General features: G+C 45.7%; 22 protein-coding genes and 2 other annotated features. Of the genes, 10 read left to right on the top strand and 12 right to left on the bottom strand.

All coding sequences use genetic code 11. The annotated features are described in order from the left end of the window. Window positions 1-130: 130 nt before the first annotated feature. Entirely contained in the window at window positions 131-1,603 is a 1,473-nt protein-coding gene (locus KE627_RS03855) for a DHA2 family efflux MFS transporter permease subunit (protein WP_013728716.1), read from the bottom strand. A 122-nt stretch (window positions 1,604-1,725) separates the two neighbouring features. Between KE627_RS03855 and KE627_RS03850 the strand changes: the two genes are divergently transcribed. Continuing rightward, window positions 1,726-2,178, top strand: a complete 453-nt coding sequence (locus tag KE627_RS03850; RefSeq protein WP_249291338.1) for a TetR/AcrR family transcriptional regulator — start codon at window positions 1,726-1,728, stop codon at window positions 2,176-2,178. Window positions 2,179-2,867: 689 nt separating this feature from the next. Here KE627_RS03850 and KE627_RS03845 read toward each other — a convergent pair. Then, window positions 2,868-3,689, bottom strand: a complete 822-nt coding sequence (locus KE627_RS03845; RefSeq protein WP_056938968.1) for an AraC family transcriptional regulator — start codon at window positions 3,687-3,689, stop codon at window positions 2,868-2,870. A gap of 250 nt (window positions 3,690-3,939) precedes the next feature. Between KE627_RS03845 and araA the strand changes: the two genes are divergently transcribed. Both araA and KE627_RS03835 read left to right on the top strand, forming a co-directional pair. Then, window positions 3,940-5,364 carry an L-arabinose isomerase gene (gene araA / locus KE627_RS03840; RefSeq protein ID WP_056938969.1) on the top strand — a complete coding sequence of 475 codons (1,425 nt, stop codon included), beginning with the start codon at window positions 3,940-3,942 and terminating at the stop codon, window positions 5,362-5,364. A gap of 83 nt (window positions 5,365-5,447) precedes the next feature. After that, window positions 5,448-6,107 carry a histidine phosphatase family protein gene (locus KE627_RS03835; protein WP_056938970.1) on the top strand — a complete coding sequence of 220 codons (660 nt, stop codon included), beginning with the start codon at window positions 5,448-5,450 and terminating at the stop codon, window positions 6,105-6,107. A 103-nt stretch (window positions 6,108-6,210) separates the two neighbouring features. On the opposite strand, the gene KE627_RS03830 is transcribed toward KE627_RS03835, so the two are convergent. From KE627_RS03830 to KE627_RS03820, 3 genes are all read right to left on the bottom strand, one after another. Then, complete coding sequence (locus KE627_RS03830) at window positions 6,211-7,116, bottom strand: hypothetical protein (protein ID WP_136861184.1); 906 nt, start codon at window positions 7,114-7,116, stop codon at window positions 6,211-6,213. A gap of 88 nt (window positions 7,117-7,204) precedes the next feature. Further along, window positions 7,205-7,588: a type II toxin-antitoxin system HicB family antitoxin gene (locus KE627_RS03825; RefSeq protein ID WP_013728709.1), complete on the bottom strand. Its 384-nt coding sequence runs from the start codon at window positions 7,586-7,588 to the stop codon at window positions 7,205-7,207. 241 nt (window positions 7,589-7,829) lie between these two features. After that, window positions 7,830-8,579: an SDR family NAD(P)-dependent oxidoreductase gene (locus tag KE627_RS03820; RefSeq protein WP_013728708.1), complete on the bottom strand. Its 750-nt coding sequence runs from the start codon at window positions 8,577-8,579 to the stop codon at window positions 7,830-7,832. Window positions 8,580-8,911: 332 nt separating this feature from the next. On the opposite strand from KE627_RS03820, the gene KE627_RS03815 reads away from it, so the two are divergent. After that, window positions 8,912-9,862, top strand: coding sequence for a DMT family transporter (locus KE627_RS03815; protein WP_013728707.1), 951 nt, complete (start codon window positions 8,912-8,914; stop codon window positions 9,860-9,862). Window positions 9,863-9,873: 11 nt separating this feature from the next. On the opposite strand, the gene KE627_RS03810 is transcribed toward KE627_RS03815, so the two are convergent. Both KE627_RS03810 and KE627_RS03805 read right to left on the bottom strand, forming a co-directional pair. Beyond that, window positions 9,874-11,058, bottom strand: coding sequence for an MFS transporter (locus tag KE627_RS03810; protein WP_056938971.1), 1,185 nt, complete (start codon window positions 11,056-11,058; stop codon window positions 9,874-9,876). A 25-nt stretch (window positions 11,059-11,083) separates the two neighbouring features. After that, window positions 11,084-13,468, bottom strand: coding sequence for a glycoside hydrolase family 3 C-terminal domain-containing protein (locus KE627_RS03805; protein WP_056938972.1), 2,385 nt, complete (start codon window positions 13,466-13,468; stop codon window positions 11,084-11,086). A gap of 230 nt (window positions 13,469-13,698) precedes the next feature. Here KE627_RS03805 and KE627_RS03800 point away from each other — a divergent pair, with 230 nt between their 5' ends. Beyond that, the gene (locus tag KE627_RS03800) at window positions 13,699-14,055 is read left to right on the top strand and encodes a DUF1648 domain-containing protein (RefSeq protein ID WP_013728704.1); all 357 of its coding nucleotides are present in this window, start codon (window positions 13,699-13,701) and stop codon (window positions 14,053-14,055) included. A gap of 76 nt (window positions 14,056-14,131) precedes the next feature. Here KE627_RS03800 and KE627_RS03795 read toward each other — a convergent pair whose 3' ends face one another. The 4 genes from KE627_RS03795 to KE627_RS03780 form a co-directional block, all read right to left on the bottom strand. After that, window positions 14,132-15,277: an ArgE/DapE family deacylase gene (locus KE627_RS03795; RefSeq protein WP_056938973.1), complete on the bottom strand. Its 1,146-nt coding sequence runs from the start codon at window positions 15,275-15,277 to the stop codon at window positions 14,132-14,134. A 140-nt stretch (window positions 15,278-15,417) separates the two neighbouring features. Next, window positions 15,418-17,343 carry a BspA family leucine-rich repeat surface protein gene (locus KE627_RS03790; RefSeq protein ID WP_013728702.1) on the bottom strand — a complete coding sequence of 642 codons (1,926 nt, stop codon included), beginning with the start codon at window positions 17,341-17,343 and terminating at the stop codon, window positions 15,418-15,420. 228 nt (window positions 17,344-17,571) lie between these two features. Further along, window positions 17,572-18,726, bottom strand: a complete 1,155-nt coding sequence (locus KE627_RS03785) for a DUF5776 domain-containing protein (RefSeq protein ID WP_211772870.1) — start codon at window positions 18,724-18,726, stop codon at window positions 17,572-17,574. A gap of 149 nt (window positions 18,727-18,875) precedes the next feature. Then, the gene (locus KE627_RS03780) at window positions 18,876-19,019 is read right to left on the bottom strand and encodes a hypothetical protein (RefSeq protein ID WP_170174833.1); all 144 of its coding nucleotides are present in this window, start codon (window positions 19,017-19,019) and stop codon (window positions 18,876-18,878) included. Between the two features lie 126 nt (window positions 19,020-19,145). Here KE627_RS03780 and guaD point away from each other — a divergent pair, with 126 nt between their 5' ends. Next, a complete protein-coding gene (guaD, locus tag KE627_RS03775) occupies window positions 19,146-20,462 on the top strand; it encodes a guanine deaminase (RefSeq protein ID WP_013728699.1) in 1,317 nt (438 codons plus the stop codon). Here the strand turns inward: guaD and KE627_RS03770 are convergent. After that, window positions 20,452-20,946 carry a C39 family peptidase gene (locus KE627_RS03770; protein WP_013728698.1) on the bottom strand — a complete coding sequence of 165 codons (495 nt, stop codon included), beginning with the start codon at window positions 20,944-20,946 and terminating at the stop codon, window positions 20,452-20,454. The genes guaD and KE627_RS03770 overlap by 11 nt on opposite strands. 268 nt (window positions 20,947-21,214) lie before the next feature. Beyond that, window positions 21,215-21,458 (top strand) — a binding site (T-box leader). A 54-nt stretch (window positions 21,459-21,512) separates the two neighbouring features. On the opposite strand from KE627_RS03770, the gene KE627_RS03765 reads away from it, so the two are divergent. From KE627_RS03765 to KE627_RS03750, 4 genes are all read left to right on the top strand, one after another. Beyond that, a complete protein-coding gene (locus KE627_RS03765; RefSeq protein WP_056938974.1) occupies window positions 21,513-22,631 on the top strand; it encodes a 5-methyltetrahydropteroyltriglutamate--homocysteine S-methyltransferase in 1,119 nt (372 codons plus the stop codon). 2 nt (window positions 22,632-22,633) lie between these two features. Beyond that, window positions 22,634-22,877: a binding site (T-box leader), on the top strand. A gap of 45 nt (window positions 22,878-22,922) precedes the next feature. Beyond that, a complete protein-coding gene (locus KE627_RS03760) occupies window positions 22,923-24,017 on the top strand; it encodes a methionine ABC transporter ATP-binding protein (protein WP_013728696.1) in 1,095 nt (364 codons plus the stop codon). Beyond that, on the top strand, window positions 23,995-24,669 hold the full coding sequence (locus KE627_RS03755) for a methionine ABC transporter permease (protein WP_013728695.1): 675 nt from the start codon (window positions 23,995-23,997) through the stop codon (window positions 24,667-24,669). The genes KE627_RS03760 and KE627_RS03755 overlap by 23 nt, the downstream gene beginning before the upstream one ends. A gap of 27 nt (window positions 24,670-24,696) precedes the next feature. Then, a complete protein-coding gene (locus KE627_RS03750; RefSeq protein ID WP_013728694.1) occupies window positions 24,697-25,557 on the top strand; it encodes a MetQ/NlpA family ABC transporter substrate-binding protein in 861 nt (286 codons plus the stop codon). The last annotated feature ends 61 nt before the right edge of the window (window positions 25,558-25,618 follow it).

The following is a 25,618-nucleotide window of genomic DNA, read 5'->3' as shown; positions in this document are numbered from 1 at the left end:
CCATAGGACAACGCCAAGGGCAATGTACCACCCATGAATGATTGTTAAGATATCGTTTTTCATGATCGAATCAACCTTCCTTCAGGCGAGGCTCTTGAATACTTCACGTAGTTTGGCAACCTGCATCTGCTTATTCTTTTGATTTCATTTTGTTAGAAAGTAGTAGGGTCGGCAGAATGATCAACAGTGCTGCCAGGGAAATCATTAAAAATCCCTGTTGAAATGCGTCAAGTCGAATAGCAACTAAATGTTGGTGGATAAAAGCAGCCAATTGCCCTGATGCCGGTTTGAGGCTACCCGTTTTTAATTGATGCTGAAAGCTTTTAACGTGCGAAGCTGAAAAAGCAGTTACGACAGTTGTAACTAATGCTGAACCAAAGGCACTGCCGATGTTTTGCAAGATCCGTGAACCGATTGTGGCGCTCGAAATTTGGTCGATCCTCATTCCGGAATAAGAGTCAGCCATCAATGGCGTCAAAATACCACCGGCCCCAATTCCACGAACCAGCAGAACAACGGCAATGATCCAGTACGGTGTGCTTTGGGTGATCCAGTAAAAAGGAATCGTACCAACAAAAGCAATAAACACACTGACAAGAACGACATATTTTGCACCAATTGAATCGGTCAATCGGCCGGTGAGTGGGCGGGAAATCAACATCCCCAATCCTTGGGGGATCAACGCCAGTGAGGCCATCAAGACACTCATATGACGCACGTTCTGGAAAAAGAGTGGTAACAATAACATGGCACCATTAAGAACAGTTCCAGCAATAAACAAGCCAATAACTGATCCATTGAAGGACCCATGTCTAAACAAATTAAGCGGAATAACTGCTTTTTCGCCCCGAATGGCGCCCCAAATAACGTAGATAATTAGCAGCGAAACGCCCGTTGCCAAAAAAGTGAGTGTTGACGGGTTGCTAAAATTGGCCTTGTGGGCAGCTTTAACCATCCCATAAATGATACTGGTGCTGGATCCAATCAGAAGCAGTGTTCCGATGAGATCTAATTTTGCGGATTTATTTTGTGCAGGGTAATTAGGCATTTTCCAAATAATTAAACCGAGTGACGTCAAGGTTACGGGAACGTTAATCCAAAAAATCCATTGCCAAGACAAAAATTTAATAATAATCCCGCCGATGACAGGCCCGATCAGAGGACCCAAGATCATGGGTAAACCGACCGTTGCCATCATTTGCCCCATAACGGCGGCACCAGCAGTTTGAACTAAAAGGGTGGTTAGCAACGGCATAATTAAGCCACCAGCAAAGCCTTGAACCAGGCGGGCTCCAATTAGAAATTGAATGTTTGGTGAAACTGCGGCTAAAATGGAACCGATGCCGAATAAGATTTCACTGAGCATAAAGACATGTTTACCATCAAATTTATTTAATAACCAACTTGAAAACGGAACAGCAATTCCAGTTGCCAAGACATAACAGGTAATGGTCCATTGAACTGTTGTGACAGAACTATTAAAACTATTAACTAACTTATTAATAGCAATATTAATCATTGTTGAATCAAGTAATGGGGCCATTGCACCAAAGACGACAACCCAAGCGATGATGATTGTGGATTTTGGGATTTGTTTATTCATTACATTTTTCCTCCTAAATAAGAAACTATTAGTATCCTAAAACAATAATTGATATAATACACTATGAAGATAAAAAATGCAATAAGATACTTAAAGTATCTTAAAAAAGGAGAGTCATCATTATGGTTCAAAAACGTCGTCGGGGTGCCGAACTGGAACAAGCGATTTATCAGGCAGCTTTACAGCTTCTGAAAACTAAGGGATTTTTAAGTTTCAATTTCGCTGATGTGGCCGATTTGGCTAACACCAGTAAATCTGTTATTTATCGTCGATGGCAGACGCCATTCTCTCTGGCAGTTGCCGCAATTCAGGACAAGATAACGTCAGAAAATCACGGCCGAACGGATGATTTCACTTTGACTGGTCATTCGTTACGCGAGGATTTATTGCAGCTGCTTCAACGATTCATTATTAGTATGCAAACATTTAAGGACTTCCGTATTCCAGAACTGCTGGGGGAAGCAACTAAAGAAGAAAATACGACGATTCAACAATTAATGAGCGAAGGAAATGCGATCGATCTTAATGCTCTTGATCACATTCTTACACGGGCAAAAAAAGAGGCGAGATCATAAAAACAGATCTGCCTGAAGAGATTGCATTGCTACCATTCGATTGGCTAAGATTTCAACTTTTTACTAATCAGCCGTTAACGCAGCGCAAATTGGAATTGTTAGTTGATGATGTTTTATTGCCAATTTATCAGTCAAAAAGCAGGAGCGATTAACTTCACGAAAGTCTGGTTCGCTCATCTTTAACGCTCCCGTTAATAAATGTTTTATGCCATGTAATAATCAGAACACTACAAAATAGCCCTGAACGAACATCAGCTGTTCAGGGCTGCTGATGTTTGTTCAGGGCGTAGAAAATTGTCGGAGTAGGCTCTACCAGTTAATCTATTAATCTTTGAGAGATCATCATAATGTCTGTCAATTCAGCTTATCATCAAAATATTTTTGAATTTGATGCAGATTTTCTACAAGAGTATCTGTATTCTTGTCACCGAGAACATGCCTTAATTCTTTGTTATTTTGCTGATAAAATTGATCAATCCGAGTTGCATAGCGGTTGGCGTGTTTTGTTAACAAAATCTTTTTGTAGCGACTATCCTTTTGTGAAGCGGATCTTGTGATTAAGTGAACTGAACCCCTTGAATTGGAGAAATCTAATTCAAGGGGTTCGGTTCACTTTTTGTTTTGCAAATCGTTAAGTAACCGGCATTCCGTTATAAGTCACTTCTTGCTTTTTAATTGAGCCTTCGTCATCAATTATTACCCTGATACGCCGTCTTACTATACTGCTTAGGCGTCACCCCATAAAAGTTCCTGAAGGCATTAATGAATCTGGATGTGTCGGGGAAGCCAACTTGCTCAGACACTTCTTGGACTTGCAGATCCTTTCTGGTGACGAGTAGATAGGCAGCTTGCCGGATCCGATAGTCAAACAAATATTGAAGTGGGGTCACGCCGTATTTTTGCCGGAAAATATTCGTCTGGTAAGGAATCGACAGGCCGGTGATGTTACTGATGCTTTGATTGGTAATGTTAAATTGATAATTACTTTCCAAAAAGCTGGTGATACGGTTAACGATCGGATCGGATTTGCTTTGTTGGCCATGGACGATATCCATTTGGTGAAGCAGCAGCAAATAGCGATAGATCAGCACTGATTGGTTGGCTTGGTCGGCAATTGTATTGTTGATAAATGCCCGGTAGTTGCTTTGGATAAAATTGGTAATGTTTTCAGGTAAATCTTCAAACACCCGATAGTCCTCGACGTCCAGATAGTTCACCAGGTAGTTCGCAAGTGGACCGTAAAAGGTGATGTAGGCAGTATCCCATTCTTTGGCATCCGAGTCGGCGCTATAAGAATGCGGAACGGTGGGGCGAATGAGAATGCCGGAGTTTGGCAGTAGATGGATTTGCTGGCCATCAATTTTGACGGTTCCCGAGCTGCTTTCGGTTTGTAACCAGTGAAAAAAGCGGTAGCCATTGGGCCGGTATATTGGATACTGCCGCCAGTGATAGCCAATTGATTCGCAAGAAATGGGCATGGTGTCATTCAGGTTGCTAAATGCGATTCTCATAATAGATTCCTTTCAAGATTGAAATAGTGATCATTTACTATCAAATATGTATATTTTTTCATGCAATATCGTGCATTTATCGAGTCAGTGTTCCCTTATGATGACTGTGTTGAAACGTTTATGAACCAAGTTCTGGAAATTAGAACAGACAGGCGAAACAACGTTCAATAATACAATCAAATTTAATGATTTTTCATTAAATGTCAACTTCAAACGCCCCATTTTGAAAGTTGCGGAAGGAGAAATATCAATGCTTAAGGTCCCTGATTATGAATTTTGGTTCGTTGTTGGCAGCCAACACCTCTATGGCGAAGAAATACTAGGCGAGGTTCGGTCTGATACGGAAGATATTATCAACAAATTGAATGCTTCCGGCAAGCTTCCCTACCCAATTAAATTTAAAGCTGTCGCTACCACCGCTGATGAAATTACAGCAGTCATGAAGGAAGCCAATTATACAGATAAGGTCGCTGGTGTGATTACTTGGATGCACACTTATTCCCCAGCTAAAAACTGGATTCACGGAACTAAGTTGCTGCAAAAGCCATTGCTGCATCTTGCTACCCAATATTTGGATCATATTCCATATGACACCATCAACTTTGATTACATGAACTTGAACCAAAGTGCCCATGGCGATCGTGAGTACGGCTACATCAACGCAAGACTTCAGAAGCACAATAAGGTCATTTATGGTCACTGGGCTGACCCAGAAATTCAACAAGAAATTGCCGATTGGGAAGATGTTGCAGTTGCTTACAATGAAAGTTTCAACATCAAAGTGGCCCGTTTTGGTGACACCATGCGAAATGTTGCCGTTACAGAAGGTGACAAGATTCAGGGTCAAATTCAATTCGGCTGGACCGTTGATTACTGGCCAGTTGGCAATTTGGTTGAAGAAATCAATTCGGTTTCTGACACTGATATCGACAATAAGTACCAAGAACTCCAACAAAAGTATACCTTCGTTCAGGGTGATAATGATGCTGCAAAATACGAGCACTCCGTTCGCTACCAGATCCGGGAATACTTTGGCATCAAGCATCTTCTTGACAAGGGTGGCTATACAGCATTCTCAACCAACTTTGAAGACTTGTTCGGGATGGAACAGCTCCCAGGTCTGGCCGTGCAGTTGTTAATGGCAGAAGGATATGGATTTGCCGGCGAAGGAGATTGGAAGACCGCTGCGCTTGATCGTTTACTTAAGGTTATGACCCATAATGATCGGACTGTCTTTATGGAAGATTACACTTTGGAATTGACCAAAGGCAACGAAGCCATCTTGGGCTCGCACATGCTGGAAGTTGATCCAACGATTGCCAGTGATAAGCCACGGGTTGAAGTTCACCCACTTGGTATTGGTGGTAAGGACGATCCAGCCCGCCTCGTGTTCGACGGAATAGATGGCGATGCCATGGATGTAACCATTTCTGACTTTGGAACCGAATTTAGAATGATCGGTTATGGCGTGACTGCCCACAAACCGACTAAGAAGACACCATATCTGCCAATTGCCAAACAATATTGGACTCCAAAGATGGGTCTGAAACATGGTGCAACCGAGTGGATTCAAAATGGCGGCGGTCACCATACCGTTTTGACATTTACTGCTTCAGAACAACAAATTAAGGATTTGGCAACGTTATTTCAACTACCGTTTATTGACATTCAGTAATCGCTAATCACGATTAACTTGGTGGGCTCAAAGAGACCAGTCAGTATTACTGCGAAGTTGAGTCATCGAAGGAGGCACAATTGATGTCAATTACTTTATATTTTGTGAGACATGGGCAAACGTTCTTGAATAAATATAATCGGATTCAAGGAAATTGTGACTCTCCGCTAACTCAGCAGGGAATTGCCGCAGCAAAAAGAGCCGGCAGTCGGCTGAGCCGAATTCATTTTACCCAAGCCTATACCAGCGATACAATGCGGACAATTAATACCGGCAAGCTGATATTACAGGAAAATCAGGAAGTCTCTCCAAAACTGCAATTGAAGCCAATGCAAGCATTACGTGAATTGAACTACGGGTATTTTGAAGGCAGTGATGAAAATCAGTTGTGGCATGAATTAGGCGGAGAAGAAGGCATTGACTCGTTTGAGCAAATGATTTTAAAACACTCAATTGAAGAGGCTGAGGACCGTGTTGCCTCTGCGGATCCTTATCAGGATGCGGAAACCAGCGCTGAATTCTGGGAACGCTTCTCAAGCGGCATTCAAGAAATTATTTCTCAGGCCGCTGACCATGATCAGATTTTGGTTGCAACTCATGGAACCGCCATTCGAAACTTAGTTGCGCATTGGAGTAATCTGCCCGTTTACGTGCCAACAATCAATGGGAGTATTACTAAAGTGACGTGGAACGGTTCACAATTTTTGGTTGACTATTTTAATAATGTTTCTCAGCCGGTTTAGAAAACACATCTTTGGATAGGTTGAGTGATATGTAGCCCTGGTGATCAAGCCAGGGTTTTTTTTGCGCTTAAGGTAGGATGTGGAATCGCCAGTGAAGGGCTCCCTACGCACTATATCCGCCGCTACTTGTGTAATATACAGTGTCCCCAACTTTGTATCTGCTCATTAAGACGGCTCCTTGATCACCGTCAAACATTGAGAAAGGTCGATGCAAGTTGGTAATTGTTAATCTATACATATTTTTACCGGCTTTTGCGACCTGCTTATCAGTAACACCTGCCAAATGGTGTGCGTAGTATAAATACCTTGAATTATTTTTGAGGATCGTCTTGTTAATTTTGACATGTGAATCTGGAGTCAGATTAAATGACTTATTAGTTTCGACGTCAGGACTATTATTTTTGGTGAATTCCAGGTATCCATCAGAGGTTATTTTCAAACGATTTGTCGTTGGACTGAACGGACTGAATTTTTTCTTATTAGTGGGATAAATATAGAGTGATCCTGAAGAATAGGCAGGCATATACGCCGGGCGCTTGACTCTTGAGAAATACTTGTTGATTGATGACATCTTTTTTGCATTGACGAACGCATCATATGTGAATAAGTTCATGCTGGAACTAAGGACGGGCTTCAAGAATCGATAACTGAAGGTGTCGTAGTTGAGGCCAAACGTGTTGATGAACTTTTCTCTTGTTTCCTCAACGTGGTCCTTACTTCCCGCCAAGATGGTGTTTTTGGGTACTCTGATGCTGGCAACTTTGGTTGTTTTCTCTGTATCTCGATCAATAAACTTTACTTTGAGTCTGACAGTTTTGTTGACACGGTAATACTTTACATTGTTCCAAACATCTGAATATGATTTTTCTATTTTGGCCAACGATTTTTTGGTCAAATTAACAGGCACAGTGTCCTCATCGAGAGAATCACCGCGAACCATGACGGTTGAGATCGCGATGAATGCAAAGAATGCGATTGTGATGATAAAAAGATGCCTTATTGTTTTCATTTTTCAAACTCCTTCGAATCAATATTCTGCATCTTGAAAGCCTGATCCGATGTAGAATTCAGGCAATTAAAAGCTGTTGATCAAGTCCTTATTTAAACTCTTGTCCTTGCCGATCTCCCCAGTCTAATTCAGTATCTCTTATACCATCATCTGACCAGCCACTGAATAATTGATGAATATTATTTGGCTTTGATCTCATTGCTTCAAGCTTTTCTTTCATATTTACGCGAACCAAGCGGACGATTGCGTTAGGATTTTCAGCCTGTACTCGTTGGAGATTAGACGGTTTGGGATACTCCGCATAATCGGGTAACGCGACGGCAATTGCATCTGGGGCTTCGCGGAGTGCTTCCTCCAAGGTTCTGCCTTGTGACACTGTGTCTGGAATATCGGGGAATGTCACCGTATAATAGCTGTCGTTGTCTTGGTTACTGAAGATGGCGGGGTAGGACACGATTTCTGGATTTGTCATTTGTCATCATCTTCTTTCTGCTTTCATTGGAGTGCAGTTTTGTTTATCTCAAGTATAAAAGATTTGTGGTGATTTGACGATTCCTTAATAAGCAGATCGCAAAATGAATCTTGTTCGTAATGAAAACGGCTCCCATTTTTTTGAGAGCCGTTCCTAATGGAGGAAACATCTTTCTTTGAAACGATATTCCGGAGCATTCAAACCTTACCCGTCAGTCGCTTTCTGACAAATAATCGTCTTATTACTGGGCCAAGAACCCACCATCAATCGGCAACTCAACCCCAGTAATAAATGATGCTTTATCCGATGCCAGAAAGACAACAGTTTGGGCAACTTCGATTCGTTCACCCAAACGACCCAGCGGGAAAATCTTGCCAAGTTGATTCTCTGGTATCCCAAGGGATGCTGAGGCGTAGTCGGCCATCCCGGTTTTAATGTAGCCAGGATGAATTGAGTTGACTCTGACGTTCTTGCTGGCGTACTCCGCGGCAGCGTCCTTGGTCATCGTTCTAACGGCACCCTTGCTGGCACCATAGAGAATATGACCGGCTGAACCGGCAATTCCGGCAATTGATGATGCGTTGATGACCGACCCGTGATGGTTCTCTGCCATCACTGGGAGGACGTGCTTCAATCCCAAGAAAGTTCCCAAGACGTTGATCCGCATTAACTTATTCCAAGTATCGACTGTTAAATCAGCAATTTTACCAATAATGTAAATTCCCGCATTATTGAAAAGAATGTCGATTGTCCCAAATTGATCAAGCGTCGTCTTCACAACTTTTTCCCAAGCTGCTTCGTCACCGACGTCCTGTTGGATGAATAGGGCGTTCTGGTTATTCAATTCATCTTCCACCTGCTTACCTGCATCCGCATTAACATCCGTGAAAACAACTTTTGCGCCTTCCTGGAGAAAGAGCTTCGTTGTTTCCAGACCAATTCCATTGGCACCACCAGTGATGATGGCAACTTTTCCGTCCAACTCTGCCATGTTGATGACCTCCTTAAACTCATGAGGAACACGATTCGTGGTTAACGATAGCACCTTAGTTGGAGTCTTGAAAGCGATTACATTTATTAAATGAATCACATTTATGGAGATTGCGTTGCGCATGTTGTTTAAGCTGCATTCAGGAAAGTGGTTCGGTTCATCTTCAGATTTCAAAGATGGGCGGTGTATAATACAGTCATCCAAACTGGTGATCTTTACTTACGTGACCAATCATTCACACAAGCAGTTAACCTGAAATAGTTGACTGCTTTTCTTTCGACTATATGTCGTGTATCAAATAGTCTGATTTCATGATTTGAAGGTGGAAAACAATGCTGATTTTTATGACTATTTCCCTAGTTGCCGGGTTCCTGTTGTCTAATCAAAGTCCCATTAATGCCGATTTAAGCCGGCTAGTGAAATCGCCGTTTATTGCCGGGACGATTTCGTTCATTATCGGCACCTTGTTTTTAGCGATTCTCGCCATGTCAATGACTGGACGACTGTTTCCAAGCGGCAGATTCATCCAAGCGCAGCCAGCCTGGATTTGGTTGGGCGGTCTGCTGGGCTCGATTTATCTAACGTCAAATATCCTACTGTTTCCCAAAATTGGTGCCATTCAAACGACGATTCTACCGATTATGGGGCAGATCACGATGGGAACCGTGACCGATTGGTTGGGGTGGTTCGGTGCGGCTAAAGTTGCCATGACTGCTTGGCGGCTGGTTGGCATCCTGATTTTGATTGTCGGCGTTCTGGTGGCAGTTGCCTTACCCAGCCTCACCAATCGCGATGTCCGCCGATTTGACGCCAACGTTACTCGACAAGACGGGCCGACACGCGTGATTGGCTGGCAAACTTGGGCGGTGATTGTTGGGGTGTTGGCCGCGATGCAGCAGGCAATTAATGGTCATTTGGGAACGTTACTGCATTCCACCAGCCAAGCGGCCTTCATTTCGTTTTTCATCGGCACGCTTTTGATTGCCGCCGTTGCGCTGATGATTGATAAACGTGTCCCCACCGCCAGTCAACTCAAAACCACCCAACCTTGGAACTGGTTGGGTGGCATTCTTGGTGGCACATTTTTATTTGTGACCGTGGTGGCCGTTCCACAAATTGGCGCTGGCCTAACGATCATGATGGGTTTGATCGGCCAAATTATCGGCTCGATTCTGATTCAGCAATTCGGCTGGTGGCGGTCCACCAAACAACAGATGGTGCCTGCTCAAGCATTGGGAATGGTGCTGATGCTCATCGGCGTTGGACTGATTAAGATGGCCTAGAAATGGCGTGATCATTGAGACTGCTGATTGGGTTCTTTCATGAAGAAGGTTAACGCACCAATCACCGCCAAGACAACGCTGACGGCGATTAAAATCGGTGCCGGCTGATCACTGCCGATCAGATGGCTCAATCCCGACAAGGCGTATGGCGTTAAGAATACACCGATATTAATTCCCACAATCAGAATTGAAGAGGCCAAGGTTTCGTTGCCTTTGCCGGCGATTTCGGCAGAACTGGCAAACAAGTAGGGTCCAACCAGCGACGTACTTAATCCGGCAACCACCGTGAGGGTGTAGGTAAGCGCCAGTGATTGGGATCGCGCCAGGGCAAACAGGGCAACCGCGGCAATCAGCAAGCCAACCGGTAAAATCAATTGATGAATGAGTTTGAATATCTGGCCGTAAAGAGTCCCGCCAATCATGTTGGCGACCCCCAGGAAGGCCAGGGCAATGCTGCCATCGGCAATTTTGCCGTAGCCGCCGGTTAAAATTAGCCCGGAAATTTTAACGATCACCGTCTGGGCAATCATCATACTGAACAATACTAATAATGCATAAATCATTAACCGGCCTTTCAGTAGTTCCCCCAAGCCAACTGATGGTGTGGCCGCTTCTTGATCGGCTTGCGGTTGCTTTTCCTGGCGGTCACTTGGCGCACCCCACCAAAACAGGATGAAGACCGGGATGGCAATCAGATAGTATAAATAGACTTGGCGCCAGCCAAACCCGATCAGAATTGAGGAAAACACAAACATCAAAATGTTGCCCAGTGAGTTCACCGAGCCTTCATAGCCCATCATGGTCTGGCGTTGCGTTCCCTCGTAATAATAGCTGATTAAACTGTAGGCCATCGCGTTAAATAAGCCGATCCCGGCACCCAGTAGGAATCGCGATCCCAAAATCAGCCAGAATGAATTGGCGACAGTCGGAATCAGTCCGGCAATCAGGACGATGAAGACCCCAATTAACACGGTTGCTTTGTTGCCTAACCTTTTGGCGATCGGATTACTCAAGACCACAAAAATCAAGACGCTCAAACTGGGAATGGTGGTCAAACTTTCAATTTGGCTCAGTGGAATCGACGGGAACCGTTCCGCCATGATCGGAATGGTTCCGGCGACCGCATTGGCGCTGGTTAAGAGAATTGAAATCGATAAAAGTGCGGATGCCAACCGCCATCTTGCCCCTCGTGTCATAATACTTCCCCCTTACATACAACGATTAGTTTTTAAAGATTGCCTGAATATAATGCCGATTGGCAAGTGCGACTAGTTTGTGGACCAAACTGAGTGAGAGTTTTCCACTGGACTGTTGAGCAAGCCGAATCAGTGGCGTGTCCATGACGATGGCATCCATGAATTTGGCTTCAGAACTATTTGGATCTGAAATGCCCTTGGTCATGTTGGCTTTTAAAACTGAAACGATTTTGCGAATAATCGCCGAGTGGGTACTCAGCTCCCGCGGTGTGTTCAATGGGGTATAGTGCCCCGGTTCCGGCGTTGATGGTGGCGCAACGGTCATCCCAGTCAGTTCGGTGAAATCGGCGATCGTCGGCTTGCCCACTGGATGGGTGTACCAACTCGGGATGGAATCAGTTGGGGTGATGGCTTGGCCGATTACTTCAACTGGTGCGGTGAGTTCCTCAAGGCGCGATCCAATTTTGACGATGATGGTCTTCGAAACTGCGGGCAGCTGCCAGGCTTGCTGTTGCTCATCCCACTCGCTAAAGGCTTGAGCAGGCAAGGTAAGGGTAACCGTCTGTTTCTCGCCGGCCTTTAAAAAGATTTTTTGAAAGGCCTTCAGTTCCTTCAATGGTTTCAAGGCGCGGTCAGACGGATTGCCAACGTAAACCTCAACGACTTCGGCCCCATCACGGCTGCCGGTGTTGGCCACGTCAACGGTGACATTAATCGATTGGCCGGCGTCAATTTGGTGTTGATTTAACTGTAAACGACTCATTTCAAAGCTGGTATAGCTCAGACCGAAGCCAAACGGGAAGGCGACTGGTTGGTTGGCCTTTTCATAGTACCGGTAGCCGACATAGACGCTCTCGGCGTAAGCAGCCGAACGTGGATTGTGGTCATATAGTTCAGCCGACGGAACGTCCTGATAGGTAATCGGGTAACTTTCGGCAAGCTTCCCGGATGGATTGACTTTACCGGATAACAAATTAGCCGCTGCGTCGCCGACAAACTGGCCGCCTAAATAGAGGTTGATCAACCCCTTAACTTTAGTTCGCCACGGCAATTCTACCGGCGCTCCGGCAACCAGTAACACAATCACGTTCGGGTTCACCGCCGCCAGTTGTTCAATCAGCTCATTCTGATTATTAGGCAGCTTCATGTTAGGACGGTCAAAGCCCTCTGATTCGGCACTTTCTGGCAACCCTGCAACCACCACGACAGTTTGAGCATTCTTAGCAGCATCGGTGGCAGCAGTCGCCAATTCACGGTTGTTTTCACCGGTAAATTGGTAGCCCTGCGCATAATCGTAGGCAATCCCGGCATTGGTTAATCCTTGCAAAATGGAGGTCTGAGATGGGGGATTAATGTGGGAAGATCCGGCACCTTGATAACGGGTTTCGGCTGCCATCTGGCCGATTACCAAGAGCTTAGTGGATGGGTCAATCGGCAGAATGTGATCATCATTTTTTAATAAAACCGCGGCGTTTTCGGCAATCTTTTGGGCAAGTTGGCCATTTTTTGTCAGTAGGTCCTTGCGATCGCCAGTGAACTCTGGCCGCTGCTTCTCAGCAATTCGAACAACGTTTCCCGCTGCTCGGTCAAGAGCTGGTCGTTTGAGTCGGCCGGCATTCAAAGCTTCGAGCGCCTGCGGGTCGAACATGTTGTGACTGGATGGCATTTCCAGGTCGCCGCCGGCATTCAGACTGGCGACTTTGTCATTGAGCGCGCCCCAATCAGTAACGACGGCGCCTTTGAATCCCCATTGCTGACGCAAAACTTTGCTTAGCAAATAGGTATTATCACTGGAATAAGTGCCGTTGACCTGATTGTATGAACACATCACGCCTTCGGGCTGCGCAGATTCAACGGCAATTCGGAAGGCTTCCAGATACAATTCGTGCAAGGCAGTTGGATCAATCATGGAATTTGATAACAGCCGATCGGTTTCTTGATTGTTGCCGGCAAAGTGTTTCAAGCAGGCCGCCGCACCTTCAGACTGTAGGCCTTTAATCCAACCGGCACCAATCATGCCTGCTAAATAAGGATCTTCGCTGAAATATTCAAAGTTCCGGCCGCAAAGCGGATTTCGCTTGATGTTGATCCCCGGTCCCAACACCATATCCACCTTTAAGCTGCGGGCTTCCAAGCCGATGGCGTGGCCCATTTGAGCGACCAAATCCGGATCCCAAGTGCAGGCAACCGCACTGGCCGTTGGGAAACAGGTGCTGATAGCGCTGTCATTTATTCCTAGTGCATCGCCTTCACCCGCCTGATAGCGAAGGCCATTGGGACCATCACTCATTCGAAAACTGGGAATCTGGTGGTCTGGCAGTGTCACCGATTCCCAAAAATTGGCGCCAGACGTTAATTTAATGAGTTCTTCTGGTGATAACTGCTTTAACTGGTCATCCACAGACTGCATAATAATTCCTCCCCTGATTGACTGATGCAATAATTATGCTTGTTTGATAGAGATAATTTTGGTTTTATCGTATCATCAACGGGGACTTTGTGCTAGTTGTTAGGCGTTTGGATATTCACTTTCAAATGAATTCGATCCGATGCCCAAATAAGGATTGTGTTACCAGTTAACCGTGATATGATTACCACAGCATTAACAAAAAGTACATAGCCACTAAGGAAGCGACCCACATGAATTTCTCAATTCTGATTTCCAAAGTTTACTCTAAAATCCTTGCCGTCCACTGGTGTGTGACCATAATTACCGCAATGGCGGCCATCGTCTTTTATCCACGATTACCTCAAATTGTTCCGACTCATTTTGGCTTTGGCGTCGCAGACAGTCCAGGCACCAAAATGACCATTTTTATCTTACCTGTTACGTTAATCGTGCTGGGACTGATTTCTGCACCCAAGCGGATTGACCAGCGGTTCGCTGATTACACAATTTTTAATGCGGCCGTTAAGAGTCTCATGATTGTGATCATGGTGCTCGTGTGGGTCGGGGCTGGCACCGCATTTTTCACTTATTATGAGTTGGCTTGGTAGTATCTATCAGAACAAAACAGCAGCCGTCAAATCACAAGCAAGTGGTTTGACGGCTGCTATTTGATTGGATTCGTCTTTAGTTCAAATACTGCGTAAACAACTTCTGATAAATCTCCACAAAGTTAAGGTACATCTGTTTGTCGACAAACTCATCAACTTGGTGGACACTGTTACTTCCTGGACCAAAGATGATAAATGGAAATTCCTTCGGCTTATCCCGCAGCATGTTCGATGCGTCGGTGACAGCTGGGATGGCACCGCTCGGAATGTCTTTTTCGGCATATTGTTTGCCGATTTCCTGTGCCAAGCCGATCAGCTTTTTGTCGCCGGTCGTTTCGACTGATGGTTGAGACATGTAAGTTTCCTTGACGATTTTGGCCCCGTTGGTATTTTGCTGTTCAACGAGTTGATCCAGTAGCTTATCGACCACATCATTATCGAACTCTGGGATGGTGCGAACGTTGATATCGGCAACAGCTTTGGCTGGAATTGAGTTGACTTGATCCCCGCCCTTGAAGATCGTCGTGTTAAATGCCAGATTTCCCAACATTGCGCTCTTTTTATTTGTTGTTCTAAATTGATGATTGGCGTCGTGCAGGAGATCAATCAGTGGATCCAGCGCATTGTAGCCCTGCTCCGGCATTGAACTATGGGCAGCTTTCCCAGTTGAGGTTAGGCGAATATCCATTGCCCCTTTGTGGGCATAGGCAATTCGGTAGCCGGATGGTTCACCGATGATCAGTGCATCAACGTCGTCCATTGAGCCATCGTCAGCGAAGGTTCGTGAACCTAATTCGCCAACTTCTTCGCCCATGGTTGCCATGAGACGAATCCGACCCTTTTTCAGCAATCCTTGATCATGAATCTCAATCATGGCAATCACCATTGCAGCCAACCCGGATTTCATATCAGCAGCACCACGACCGTATAACTTGCCGTCGCGCTCGGTCAATGTAAACGGGTCGCTGGTCCACTTAGAGGTATCCCCCGGTGAAACGACATCCATGTGCCCGGAGACTCCCAGGACTGGGCTGCCAGTGCCGATTTCTGCTTTTAGATCCGTCCGATTTTCATCGACCGGGATAATTGTGGCCGAAATGCCATGTTTCTCAAAAAGATTTTTTAAATAAGCGCTGACCTTTTCTTCATCAGTGTTCACCGATTGAATCGCGACGAGCTCTTTGAAAATTTGCAGCCGTTGTTCTTCTGAAAATACCGCCATAGAAATTCCTCCTTGAGTGATTTTCTGGGCGGGAAGGTTAAAGCCAAATTGTCGGATGCGCACACAACGATCACGCCCATTACTTTGATTGTAACAGTTGATGGTGAGAGTGCGCAGACTTTCTGAAACAATTGATGCCCTTAACGGCTATGAATGACCAGCTTCTTATTGCCGGTGATAAAATGCCCATTGCTTAATTGATAACGGGTCGTCAGATTGTGTTTAACCAATTTCTTAACGGTCAGACGAGCCCCTTTCTTGTAGTGCTTGGCCTTGCCGGACAAATTAGCATTCTGGTAGACGTAAACACCCTTGGTGGCGATCACCTTGACCTGATTGGATTTTGGCATGGTCTGGTAGTAGACGTTGGTTACATACTTTGGATTAGCGGTGATGTACCCAACCTTGCCAGCAGTCTTTTTGCCGTGATTGACGTCACGCACTTTGATTCGGAGGGCACCGCCATTTGATTTGGCAAAATCGACGACGACAAACATTGGTCGGTTGATTCGCTTAGCTTTTGGATAAACGGCTATTCGCTGTGACTTTTTGAAAGTTGGATTTTGGTAGAGGTAAATTTTCTTGGTTGCGTAGACCGCATCGTTTTTCACATTGGCAAAGTTGGGCAGGCCAGTACCGTTTGGATTCTTTGGATTGGTGGGATTCCAGACGGGATTGCTGTTGCCGGAATTATTGCCATTGGGGTTTGGTGTCGGGGTCGGATTTGGTGTCACCCCAGGGACTGCGCTCACAATAACCTTCACAATGGCCTTTCGCATGTGGTAGCTGTAGGTGACGTTATAGGTTCCCGGCTTGGAGGTGTCGAGACCGCTGGTGTCAACTGCCAGTCCGCCAGGCTTTCCTTCGGCGACGGCTTGGTCATAAGTAACCGGTTGACCATTTCCATCGGCTGCGGAGACAAATCCTGCTTTGGGATCAAATGATTGGCCGACTGTCAGGTTAATTGGTGATTTAACATCCAGAGTGTCTTTGAAGTAGGGAACCCAAGTCTCAACCTTGGTTGGATGATTGGCATTCGACTGATCATAAAGGGAAGTCAATTCATCGGGGAGGAAGGCAGTCGCTCCTTTAGGGTTGTCGGCGGTACCGCCTTTATCGGCAGCGACCGCCTGCCATCGTTCAGAGCCGGCAGGGGCGCCGAGTGATGGGAGCCCAGCAGACGCGCCGTTAATGGTCTTATTTTTATCAAATTGAATATTTGGCCCCAGTGTCAGTTTGGCGAGGCTGGATGTTCCCCGGAGCATGAGTCCGAGGGTTCCGTTAGAATATCCTAGGAGCTTTTGGGTGTCAAACCCTGACAAATCGAGGCTGGTCAAACTTGAATCATCCGCAAACATTGCCCTGAAACTGGTGACGTTTGGTGTTTGAAAAGACGACACATCAACCGTCTTTAAGTTAGGATCATTCCAAAACATTGCCGTCATTTCTGTGACCTTTTGGGTATTGAAATTGGTCCCGTTGATGCTTTCAACCTCGTGCATATCGGCGAACATGTTGGGCATAATCGTCACATTATCAGTATTAAAGTTGGCAACATTGATGCTTTTCATTGAACTGTCATTAGCAAACATTGCTGCCATATCGGTGACTTCCCGGGTGTCAAAGGACGACACATCAATGGAGGTGAGTGCTTGATCTTCGGCAAACATCAACTCCATATTCGTTGCTTTTGCCGTATCCACATTCTCCATGCCGTTAATCGTGGTCACATTATTGAGGGAGGAAAACAACTCACGCGAGGCCTCGCCCTCAAGATACAGCTTACCTGTAATATTAATCACGGTTGCCGTTCCTATATTTGAAGTCAATTGATTGTCAATTCTCTCCGTCAGGACACCACCCGTTAAATTGAAATTATTGCCGTCACGGGTCCAGTCTGGACCATCTGGGCCACCCAAATGCCCACTGGCGGTCTCATCTTGAACAGCGGTATTTGTTTCGGCTGCTTCAGTCAAAACATTCGTGCTGGCAGCCGTCCCTAAAAGCAAGCCCATGGCCGCGGCCATAGCAACAGCCACTTTGATCACAATTTTTCTCTGTTTCATAGAAAACGCCCCCTCAACGTTTACAAACTGTCAAAACCTGAACCAGGTTCAATTTGCCTTCAGTATAGGGAAAAGATGGAGAGATTTGTTTGTTGGTTTGTACAAAGATTGCAGGGGCATTGTTGTGAGAAAGTCCACGATAGGTTTTCCTTGTGCTGCTGATTCTCAATAGCATCCAAAAAAGCCACCAGCACGATACTGGTGGCTAAAAATATGAACTGCTTTCAGTTAAGCTTTTCCCTGAATGACTAACTTCTTATTGGCGGATACAAAGTAACCGTTACTCAACTGGTAGCGTGTCGTGAGATTATGCTTAACGATCGCTTTAACTCGAAGATGGGTGCCTTGCTTGTAAGCCTTTGTCTTTCGGGTCAAATTCTTATTCTTGTAGGCTTGAATGCCTCGTGTTGCAATGAGCGTAATCTCTTTATTCTTAGGCAATGATTGGTAGTAGAGATTAGTGACAAACTTGGCATTGGCGGTAATGTAGCCGACTTTGCCTTCTGGTGTGGTAATTGAGTTGAAGACCTTGCTGACATCAAACTTGGTTCCGGTTGTCATACTGTATGTTGGTTGAACCGAGATAGCCGATTGATCAACAAACGGCTTTTCCGGTACGAAAGTTTCCACTTCAGTTGGGTGTTCAGGATTGGTAGGTTCATATAACCCGCGAATGCCATCGGGCGAGTATACTGGGCCTTCAGGATCCTCTGGGGTACCACTGCCGACTGCCTGCCAGTTGTCTGCGCCAGCCGGGGCAATCAGGTGTGGATCGCCGATACTCTCGGCAGGGCCAAACCCCACGTTTGGACCTAGTTTGAGAGTGGTCAAGCTGGTCAGGTATGCCAGCATATTTGACAGCCTCCGCGCTCCGTAAAGCAACGGCTTATGAGTATCAAAGTTGGATAAATCTAAGCTGGTTAAAGAAGTTTCGCCGGAAAACATGCCCGTCATTAATTCTGCTTTAGATGTATCAAACTTGGAAACATTCACAGTGGTTAAAGATTGGTCTCCCGCAAACATCTGGTTGAATCGGGTAACGTTATCTGTATTTAACGTTGACAAATCGAGCTCCAATAAATTGGTATCATCAGCGAACATGTGGCTCATGTCAGTCGCTTGGGTGGTATCTAAGTGGCCGATGCCTTCGATTGCGGTCGCATTTGGTAACGCCATAAAGAAACTACGGGCCGCATTTCCCTCCAGAATAATTGGTCCATTGATCTCAACTTTGGTGATCGTTTCATTAAAATTCCATGGATAGGTTTCTTCGGGGTGGCTTGAGATGGTCCCACCACTCAAACTTAGAATGCCATCACTAATTTGGTATGTCACTGTCCCAATTTCGCCGGTCTGATGGGGTACGGCCGCTAAAGGCTGCACGATGCCAGATGAAACTGGTGAGCTCTGAGATGGTGGGGGTGCTTGCGGCCTTAACCGAGCCGGTTGTGCCCACCAATAGCCCTAGCAAAACCACCGAACTAATGAACAATTCCTGAATAAACCTCTTTTGAGTCATCATTTTAACCCCCTCAATAACGATTAACCTGACTGCTGAACACCACTTCGTCCGCAGTATAAATCGTGACGGGGTGGAAATGTTTGGCACTTCCTACAAATTTATCCGACATTTCTTGTTGAAAAGTCCATGCCATTTCGTATTGGTGAAATGGCATGCATTGAGTCGGGACATTTGGCAGTATATAATCACTTTGTATAGGGAATTTGAATAGTTAGTTTAAAAAATAATGAAAACTGAGGTGGCTATTATCACAATCACAAAAGTAATTGAAGGCCCGACCATGACTGCTGCAACACCTGATGAGGTCGACTGCCAACAGCACCAGTTGGTCTGCATTGACGATTCCGGTTATATCGAGCGCGTGATCAATGAATCAGATGACGATTTTCCAGCGGTTAGGCGCGACGCCGAGCAAAATGATCAGTTGCTCACGTTGAAGTCAAATGAATACCTATTGCCCGGCTTCATCGACCTCCACGTCCACGCACCCCAGTGGCCCAATGCCGGGGTGGCACTGGATCGGCCGTTAAATGAATGGCTTGATACATATACATTTCCGATGGAAGCCAAGTACAAAGACGTCGGGTTCGCCAAGCGGGTTTATGACGATCTGGTCGGTGAATTGCTCGCAAATGGGACGACCACCGTCCTGTATTTTGGCAGTGTAGATAACCCCGCCAACCTGGAATTGGCGAAAGCTTGCGTCAATCACAACCAGCGGGGCTTTATCGGTAAGGTGGCGATGGATAATCCTGATCAGACGCCTGAGAACTATCGGGATGCCTCGGCTCAAAGTGCAGTCGATGACACAGAACGTTTCATTCAACAAATTGACCAGCTCAACCAGAGTGCCCCAATCAAGCAAACGGCAGTCATTACGCCAAGATTTGTCCCCAGTTGTACGCCTGAATCATTGAAGGGCCTGGGGGAATTGGCAAAGAAATATGATTTGCCGGTCCAATCCCACTGCAGCGAAAGCGATTGGGAGAACGGTTATGCACTGGAACACTACCACAAACGGGATGCCGAAGTCTTGGACGAGTATGGTCTTTTGACTGATAAATCGGTGATGGCTCATGGCACCCTGCTCAATCAAGCCGACCTGGATACCTTCAAAGCCCGCGGCGTGGCGGTTGCCCACTGTCCAATCTCCAACGTCTATTTTGGTAATGCGGTGTTGCCCGTAAGCAAGCTCCTGCAACACCACGTCAAAATTGGCCTGGGAACCGACATTTCCGGTGGTTACTCGCCAAGCATCTATCAAAATATCCGCCAAGCAGTGATGTCTTCGCGGATGTTAAATGATGGGGTGAATTCTGAACTGGCACCGGCACAGCGGGGAACCAATCAGCAGCCGATTTCTGCTAAAAATGGGTTCTATTTGGCAACCGTCGGTGGGGCCAAGAGTTTGCATCTGAAGACCGGCCAGATCAAAGTCGGCTATTTGGCTGACTTGCAAGTGGTCAAGTCACCGTTGAAGTCTTTCGAAGATGAAAGCATGGATCAAATTTTTGAAAAAATCATGTACCACGCTTCAGAGGCGGACGTGAAGCAGGTATTCGTTCAGGGAAGGCTTGCGAAGACTTCTAATAACTAATTGCCAGCTTCATTTTCTTTGAGCGGATTTGCTCAAAATCTTCTGTCGGCATGAAAGTCCGCTCACCAGTCCAGCAGTCAGTGTAATAAACCTGTTGGTCGTCAAAGCCGGTCATCACCAGCGCATGAGTGGCAAAGCCATCGAATTGGCCGACCCAGACAACGATTGGGTGTTGCTTTTCGACCAGGAATTGTTTTAATTGGGTGATTGATTTGCCGCTGAGATCCACCGCATGACCGGCGTATTTGGTGACCAGACCGACTAGTGCCGGTGGATAAATGCTGTCACCGTTCTCGGTAAATGGGTCACCGACGAAGCCCTTATTCCAATCGCTGGCATCGTAGGGCATTTCGTGAGCCAGGGTCACTTTGTCGACAGGTTGGCCGGCGTATTGGAGCATCATTGTGACTGCGGTAATTTCGCAGCCGGTGGGAAGTTCCGGCATTTGTTTGATTAAGTTGACGGCTAGTTGAGTTGGTTGCATGATTTCTCCTTGATGTTGGTGGATTTGTTAAATGAGTGTCACAGATATAGTTTGAATCATAGATGATTTATTTCAGGGATGCAATCTGAAGTGATGAGAAAGTTTGGTAATCTTCCGTGAATCTTGAAAATTTCATTAGAATATCGTACACTTTAATCGCGATAAATAGCGTTTTAACAGGTATTGTTCTAATTTCAAAACCATTCAGATTAAAATACGCCCTTGACTTTCTCATAATTTAGCTTAAACTCATTAGTTAAATTGATAAACAAAAGCAGTGAAAAGATGAGTAGTCGTGGAAGCGTCTTTAGAGAGTCCACATTTGGTGAAAGTGGATGGCGAAAAATCGGTGAAGATGGTCTTTGAGCACAATGTCGTCGAGCACCAGCAAGATGACATGGCGAACGCACCTTATCGCGTTGCGGTATTCAAGTTGGTTGAGTACCAAGTGAGTCACATGGTGTGAGCTGTGTGAAAATTAAGGTGGTAACACGATTAATATCGTCCTTGTACAGAGTTATTCTGTATGAGGACTTTTTTATTCGAAAAAATAAGGAGTGGTCAAAATGACAGTTGCAGCAAAATTAAAATTTCCATATCGATATGATGAAGTCGGGAGTTTATTACGACCGGCAAAACTCAAGCAAGCACGAGCAGATTACCATGCCCAAAAAATTACCCAAGCGGATTTAACCCAGGTTGAAAATCAAGAGATTCGTCGAATTGTGGACAAGCAGGTTGCCCTTGGACTCAAGGATGTGACTGACGGTGAGTTTCGCCGGAGCTGGTGGCATCTTGATTTCTTCGCCGGATTCAATGGCGCTGAGTTCTTTGAACCTGAGCACGGCTACAATTTTCATGGCGAGGAAACGCGAAAGGGCGGCATTCGATTTACCGGCAAGATTGCCTACAACCCGGATCACCCGTTCTTTGCTGGCTTCAAATACCTTAACAGCATTGTTCCAGCTGGCATTACAGCTAAGCAGACGATTCCCAGTCCATCCGTGTTCTTCCCAAACAAGGATGCGGAGGTATTCGACAACTATTACGATGGGGACTTTGACACCTTCTTGGATGATGAAATCAAAGCTTATCAGCAGACCGTCCAACATTTCTATGACCTTGGTTGCCGCTATCTGCAGCTTGATGATACTTCGTGGGGGATGTGGGCCAGCTTTTCCAAGCAGACTTTGCGACCGGAACTGGTGCCATTGGCCAAAGCGGCTGTGAAAGCGATTAACGCGATTGTCGATAACAAGCCGGATGATCTGACGATTACCATGCATGTCTGCAAGGGCAACTACGACTCAACATGGGCTGGGGCCGGCGCTTATGATCCAGTCGCAGATTACCTGGCTCAGCTCCACATTGATGGCTATTTCCTGGAGTACGACGATGAGCGTTCAGGTGGCTTTGAACCCCTCAAGAAGATTGCTGATAACCGTCGGGATCAACGAATTGTGATCGGAATTGTGACCAGCAAGCGCCCTCAACTGGAAAAAGAGGACTTTCTCAAAGCCAGAATTAGGGATGCCAGCCAGTACGTTCCACTGGACAATCTCTGTATCTCTCCTCAATGCGGGTTCGCCTCAACTGAAGAGGGCAATCGCTTAACGGAAGACGATCAGTGGCATAAATTGGCCCTGGTCATCAAGACGGCGAAAAGTGTTTGGAATGTTGAATAGATTTAAACAAAATGAATCGGAGAGTAGTTATCTGACAGCGTCAAGAGAGTCGACATTGGGTGGAAGTCGATCGCTGTTGGGTGGTGAAAATGGCCGATGATTGGCTGTCATGATCACAGAATGAAAATGGCAGACGGGTTCGTCTTCGTTATTAGACACGCCATTTCAAATTGAGATGGTTGAAGAGACTTCTTAGGCAACTAACGAAGTGAACTCAGAATGGTATCGCGATTAAACGCTTCTGTACTTTAGTACAGGGGCGTTTTTATTTTTTGAAAGTAGGGATGAAATATGGCGGATTTACAAAACACCATCATTGATCTGCAGGATGTTAGTGTGACTTTTCAGTCGGGCGGCAAGTCGCTGCAGGCGGTCGATCGGGTTAACTTACAGATTCAAAAGGGGGATATCTATGGCATCATCGGATATTCCGGTGCCGGTAAAAGTACCTTGTTGCGAACGATTAATCTGCTTCAACGACCAACGAGTGGCAACGTCCTTGTTGGTGGCCAACGGTTAGATCAACTTGCCAATCCGGAACTGCGAAAAGCCAGGAAAAAGATTGGCATGATTTTTCAGCACTTTAATTTATTAAATTCCAGAACGGTATTGGGCAACGTCGAGTATCCATTGTTGAGCCAACGAATCAGTAAAACAGATCGACGCTTGAAAGCCAAGAAACTGCTTGATTTGGTCGGTCTAAGTGAATATGTCCAGGCTTATCCGGAGCAGCTTTCCGGAGGTCAAAAGCAAAGAGTCGCCATCGCCAGATCATTGGCAAATGATCCCAACATTTTGGTCAGCGATGAAGCTACCAGTGCGTTGGATCCCAAGACGACCGATGATATTTTGAAATTGTTGAAGCGGTTGAATGAAAGTTTGGGGCTGACGGTTGTCTTGATCACCCATGAGATGCAGGTTATTAAATCAATTTGCCAACACGTTGCGGTCATGGACGCAGGAAAGATTATTGAGCGCGGGGATGTCGCATCTGTCTTCTCGAATCCCAAGCAGGCTTTAACCCAGACTTTTGTCGACTCCTCCGCAAATGTGACCGAAGCGTTGGCACAGATCAAAGCCGATCAAAGTTTGCAGAATTTGGCCGCCAATGAACGGCTACTCTTTCTCAAGTTTCATGGTCAAGCCACAAAGGAATCTTTGATTTCTGACCTGACAGAACTGTATAAACTGAAAGCAAACATTTTATTTGCCAACATTGAACGGATCGGTTCAACGTCAATTGGTTATTTGATCATTGTCTTGTCGGGACAATCCAAACATCTGGCCGATGGAATTAATTTTTTGAATCAACACGGCGTCAACGTTAAATTATTGGCAACGGCTAAGAGAGGAGAGCAGAAAGATGTTAAAACAAATATTTCCTAATGTGGCCCATATTTGGCCGCAATTTGTTCAGTCAATTTGGGAGACCATTTATATGACATTTTGGTCTTCTCTGATTGCCGGAATTTTGGGCCTTGGGATCGGCATTTTGCTGGTGATTACCCAAGAAGGGGGTATCGCTGAAGACGGGTATGTGTACAGCCTGGTTGACAAAGTGGTCAATTTATTGCGATCGATTCCGTTTATCATTTTGCTGGCGGTGATGTTTCCGATTACCAACTTTATCGTACACACCACGGTTGGAACGACGGCGGCTTTAGTGCCGTTAGTTGTGGGAATTTTCCCCTTCTATGCCCGCCAAGTTCAAAACGCCTTGCTGGAAATTGATCCGCAGGTGATTGAAGCCGCGCGTTCAATGGGTTCGGGAAACTTGGAAATCATCTTCCGAATCTATTTACGCGAAGGATTGCCTGATCTGATTCGAGCCTCCATTGTGACCGTCATTAGTTTGATTGGCCTGACGACTATGGCTGGGGCGATTGGTTCTGGCGGTCTGGGTGATGTTGCCATCAGTATCGGTTACGCCCGTTATCAAAATGATGTCACCGTGGCAGCAATGTTAGTCATTTTGATCATGGTCTTTATTGTCCAATTCGCTGGCGACTGGCTGGCAAAAAAGACAGTTCACTTATAAAAAAATGATTATTTGAGGAGAAAACACATGAAGAATAGTAAAGGCATTATTTATACGTTAATTGGCATTGTGGTATTGGTTGGGATTGTCTTTGGCATTCACACCCTGACTGGCAACGCATCCAATTCTAAGAGCGCCACGATTACGGTCGGATCACAAGGGTCAGATTATGATATTTGGAATCATATTGCTGACAGTAAGCAGGCTAAAAAATTGGGCCTCAAAATTAAGGTCAAACAAATTACCGATGGTGTTCAGCTTAACAATGCCACCGCTCAAGGCAGCATCGACGTCAACGCCTTTCAGTCATACTCGTACTTACAGGCATACAATCAGGAACATCAAAAGGCCCAGTTGGCCGCTTTGGGGACGACATATCTGGAACCGCTCGGAATTTATTCTGATAAATATAAGAAGGTGAATGAGCTGCCAGACGGCGCCACAATTGCGATTGCCAATAATCCGGCGAACACGGCTCGGGGGCTGCTGTTGCTGCAAAGTGCCGGCCTCATCAAGCTCGACAAAAATTTTGGTGCTTTGGGAAATACCAGTGATATTGCCTCAAATCCCAAGCATTTAAAATTCAAAGAAATTGACGATACCACGGGTCCGCGGGTTCTCCACAATTTGGACGCCGTCTTAATCTCAAACACAGTTGCACTCGAAGGCCATTTGAACGTGTTGAAAGACTCGATCTTCCATGAAAAAATTGACGTCAGCACCAGAAGCAACATTAACGTGTTGGCGACGGCCAAGAAGAACCGGCATAACAAGGATTACCAAAAGTTGGTGAAGCTGTATCATGAACCAGCGATTCAGAAGTATATTAAGGATAAGTATGATGGTACGAAGGTTGAAGTTCAAAAGCCGTTGTCGTATTTGAAGTAGGCTGTTAAACGATGATTTGAATATTGATGAATACAACAAGAGGAGTTGCTCAAGACACTGA

This window comes from Lentilactobacillus buchneri (assembly GCF_018314255.1).
GTDB lineage: Bacteria > Bacillota > Bacilli > Lactobacillales > Lactobacillaceae > Lentilactobacillus > Lentilactobacillus buchneri.
The sequence above is the reverse complement of the archived record's forward strand: the minus strand, read 5'-3'. Positions and strand labels throughout refer to the sequence as shown.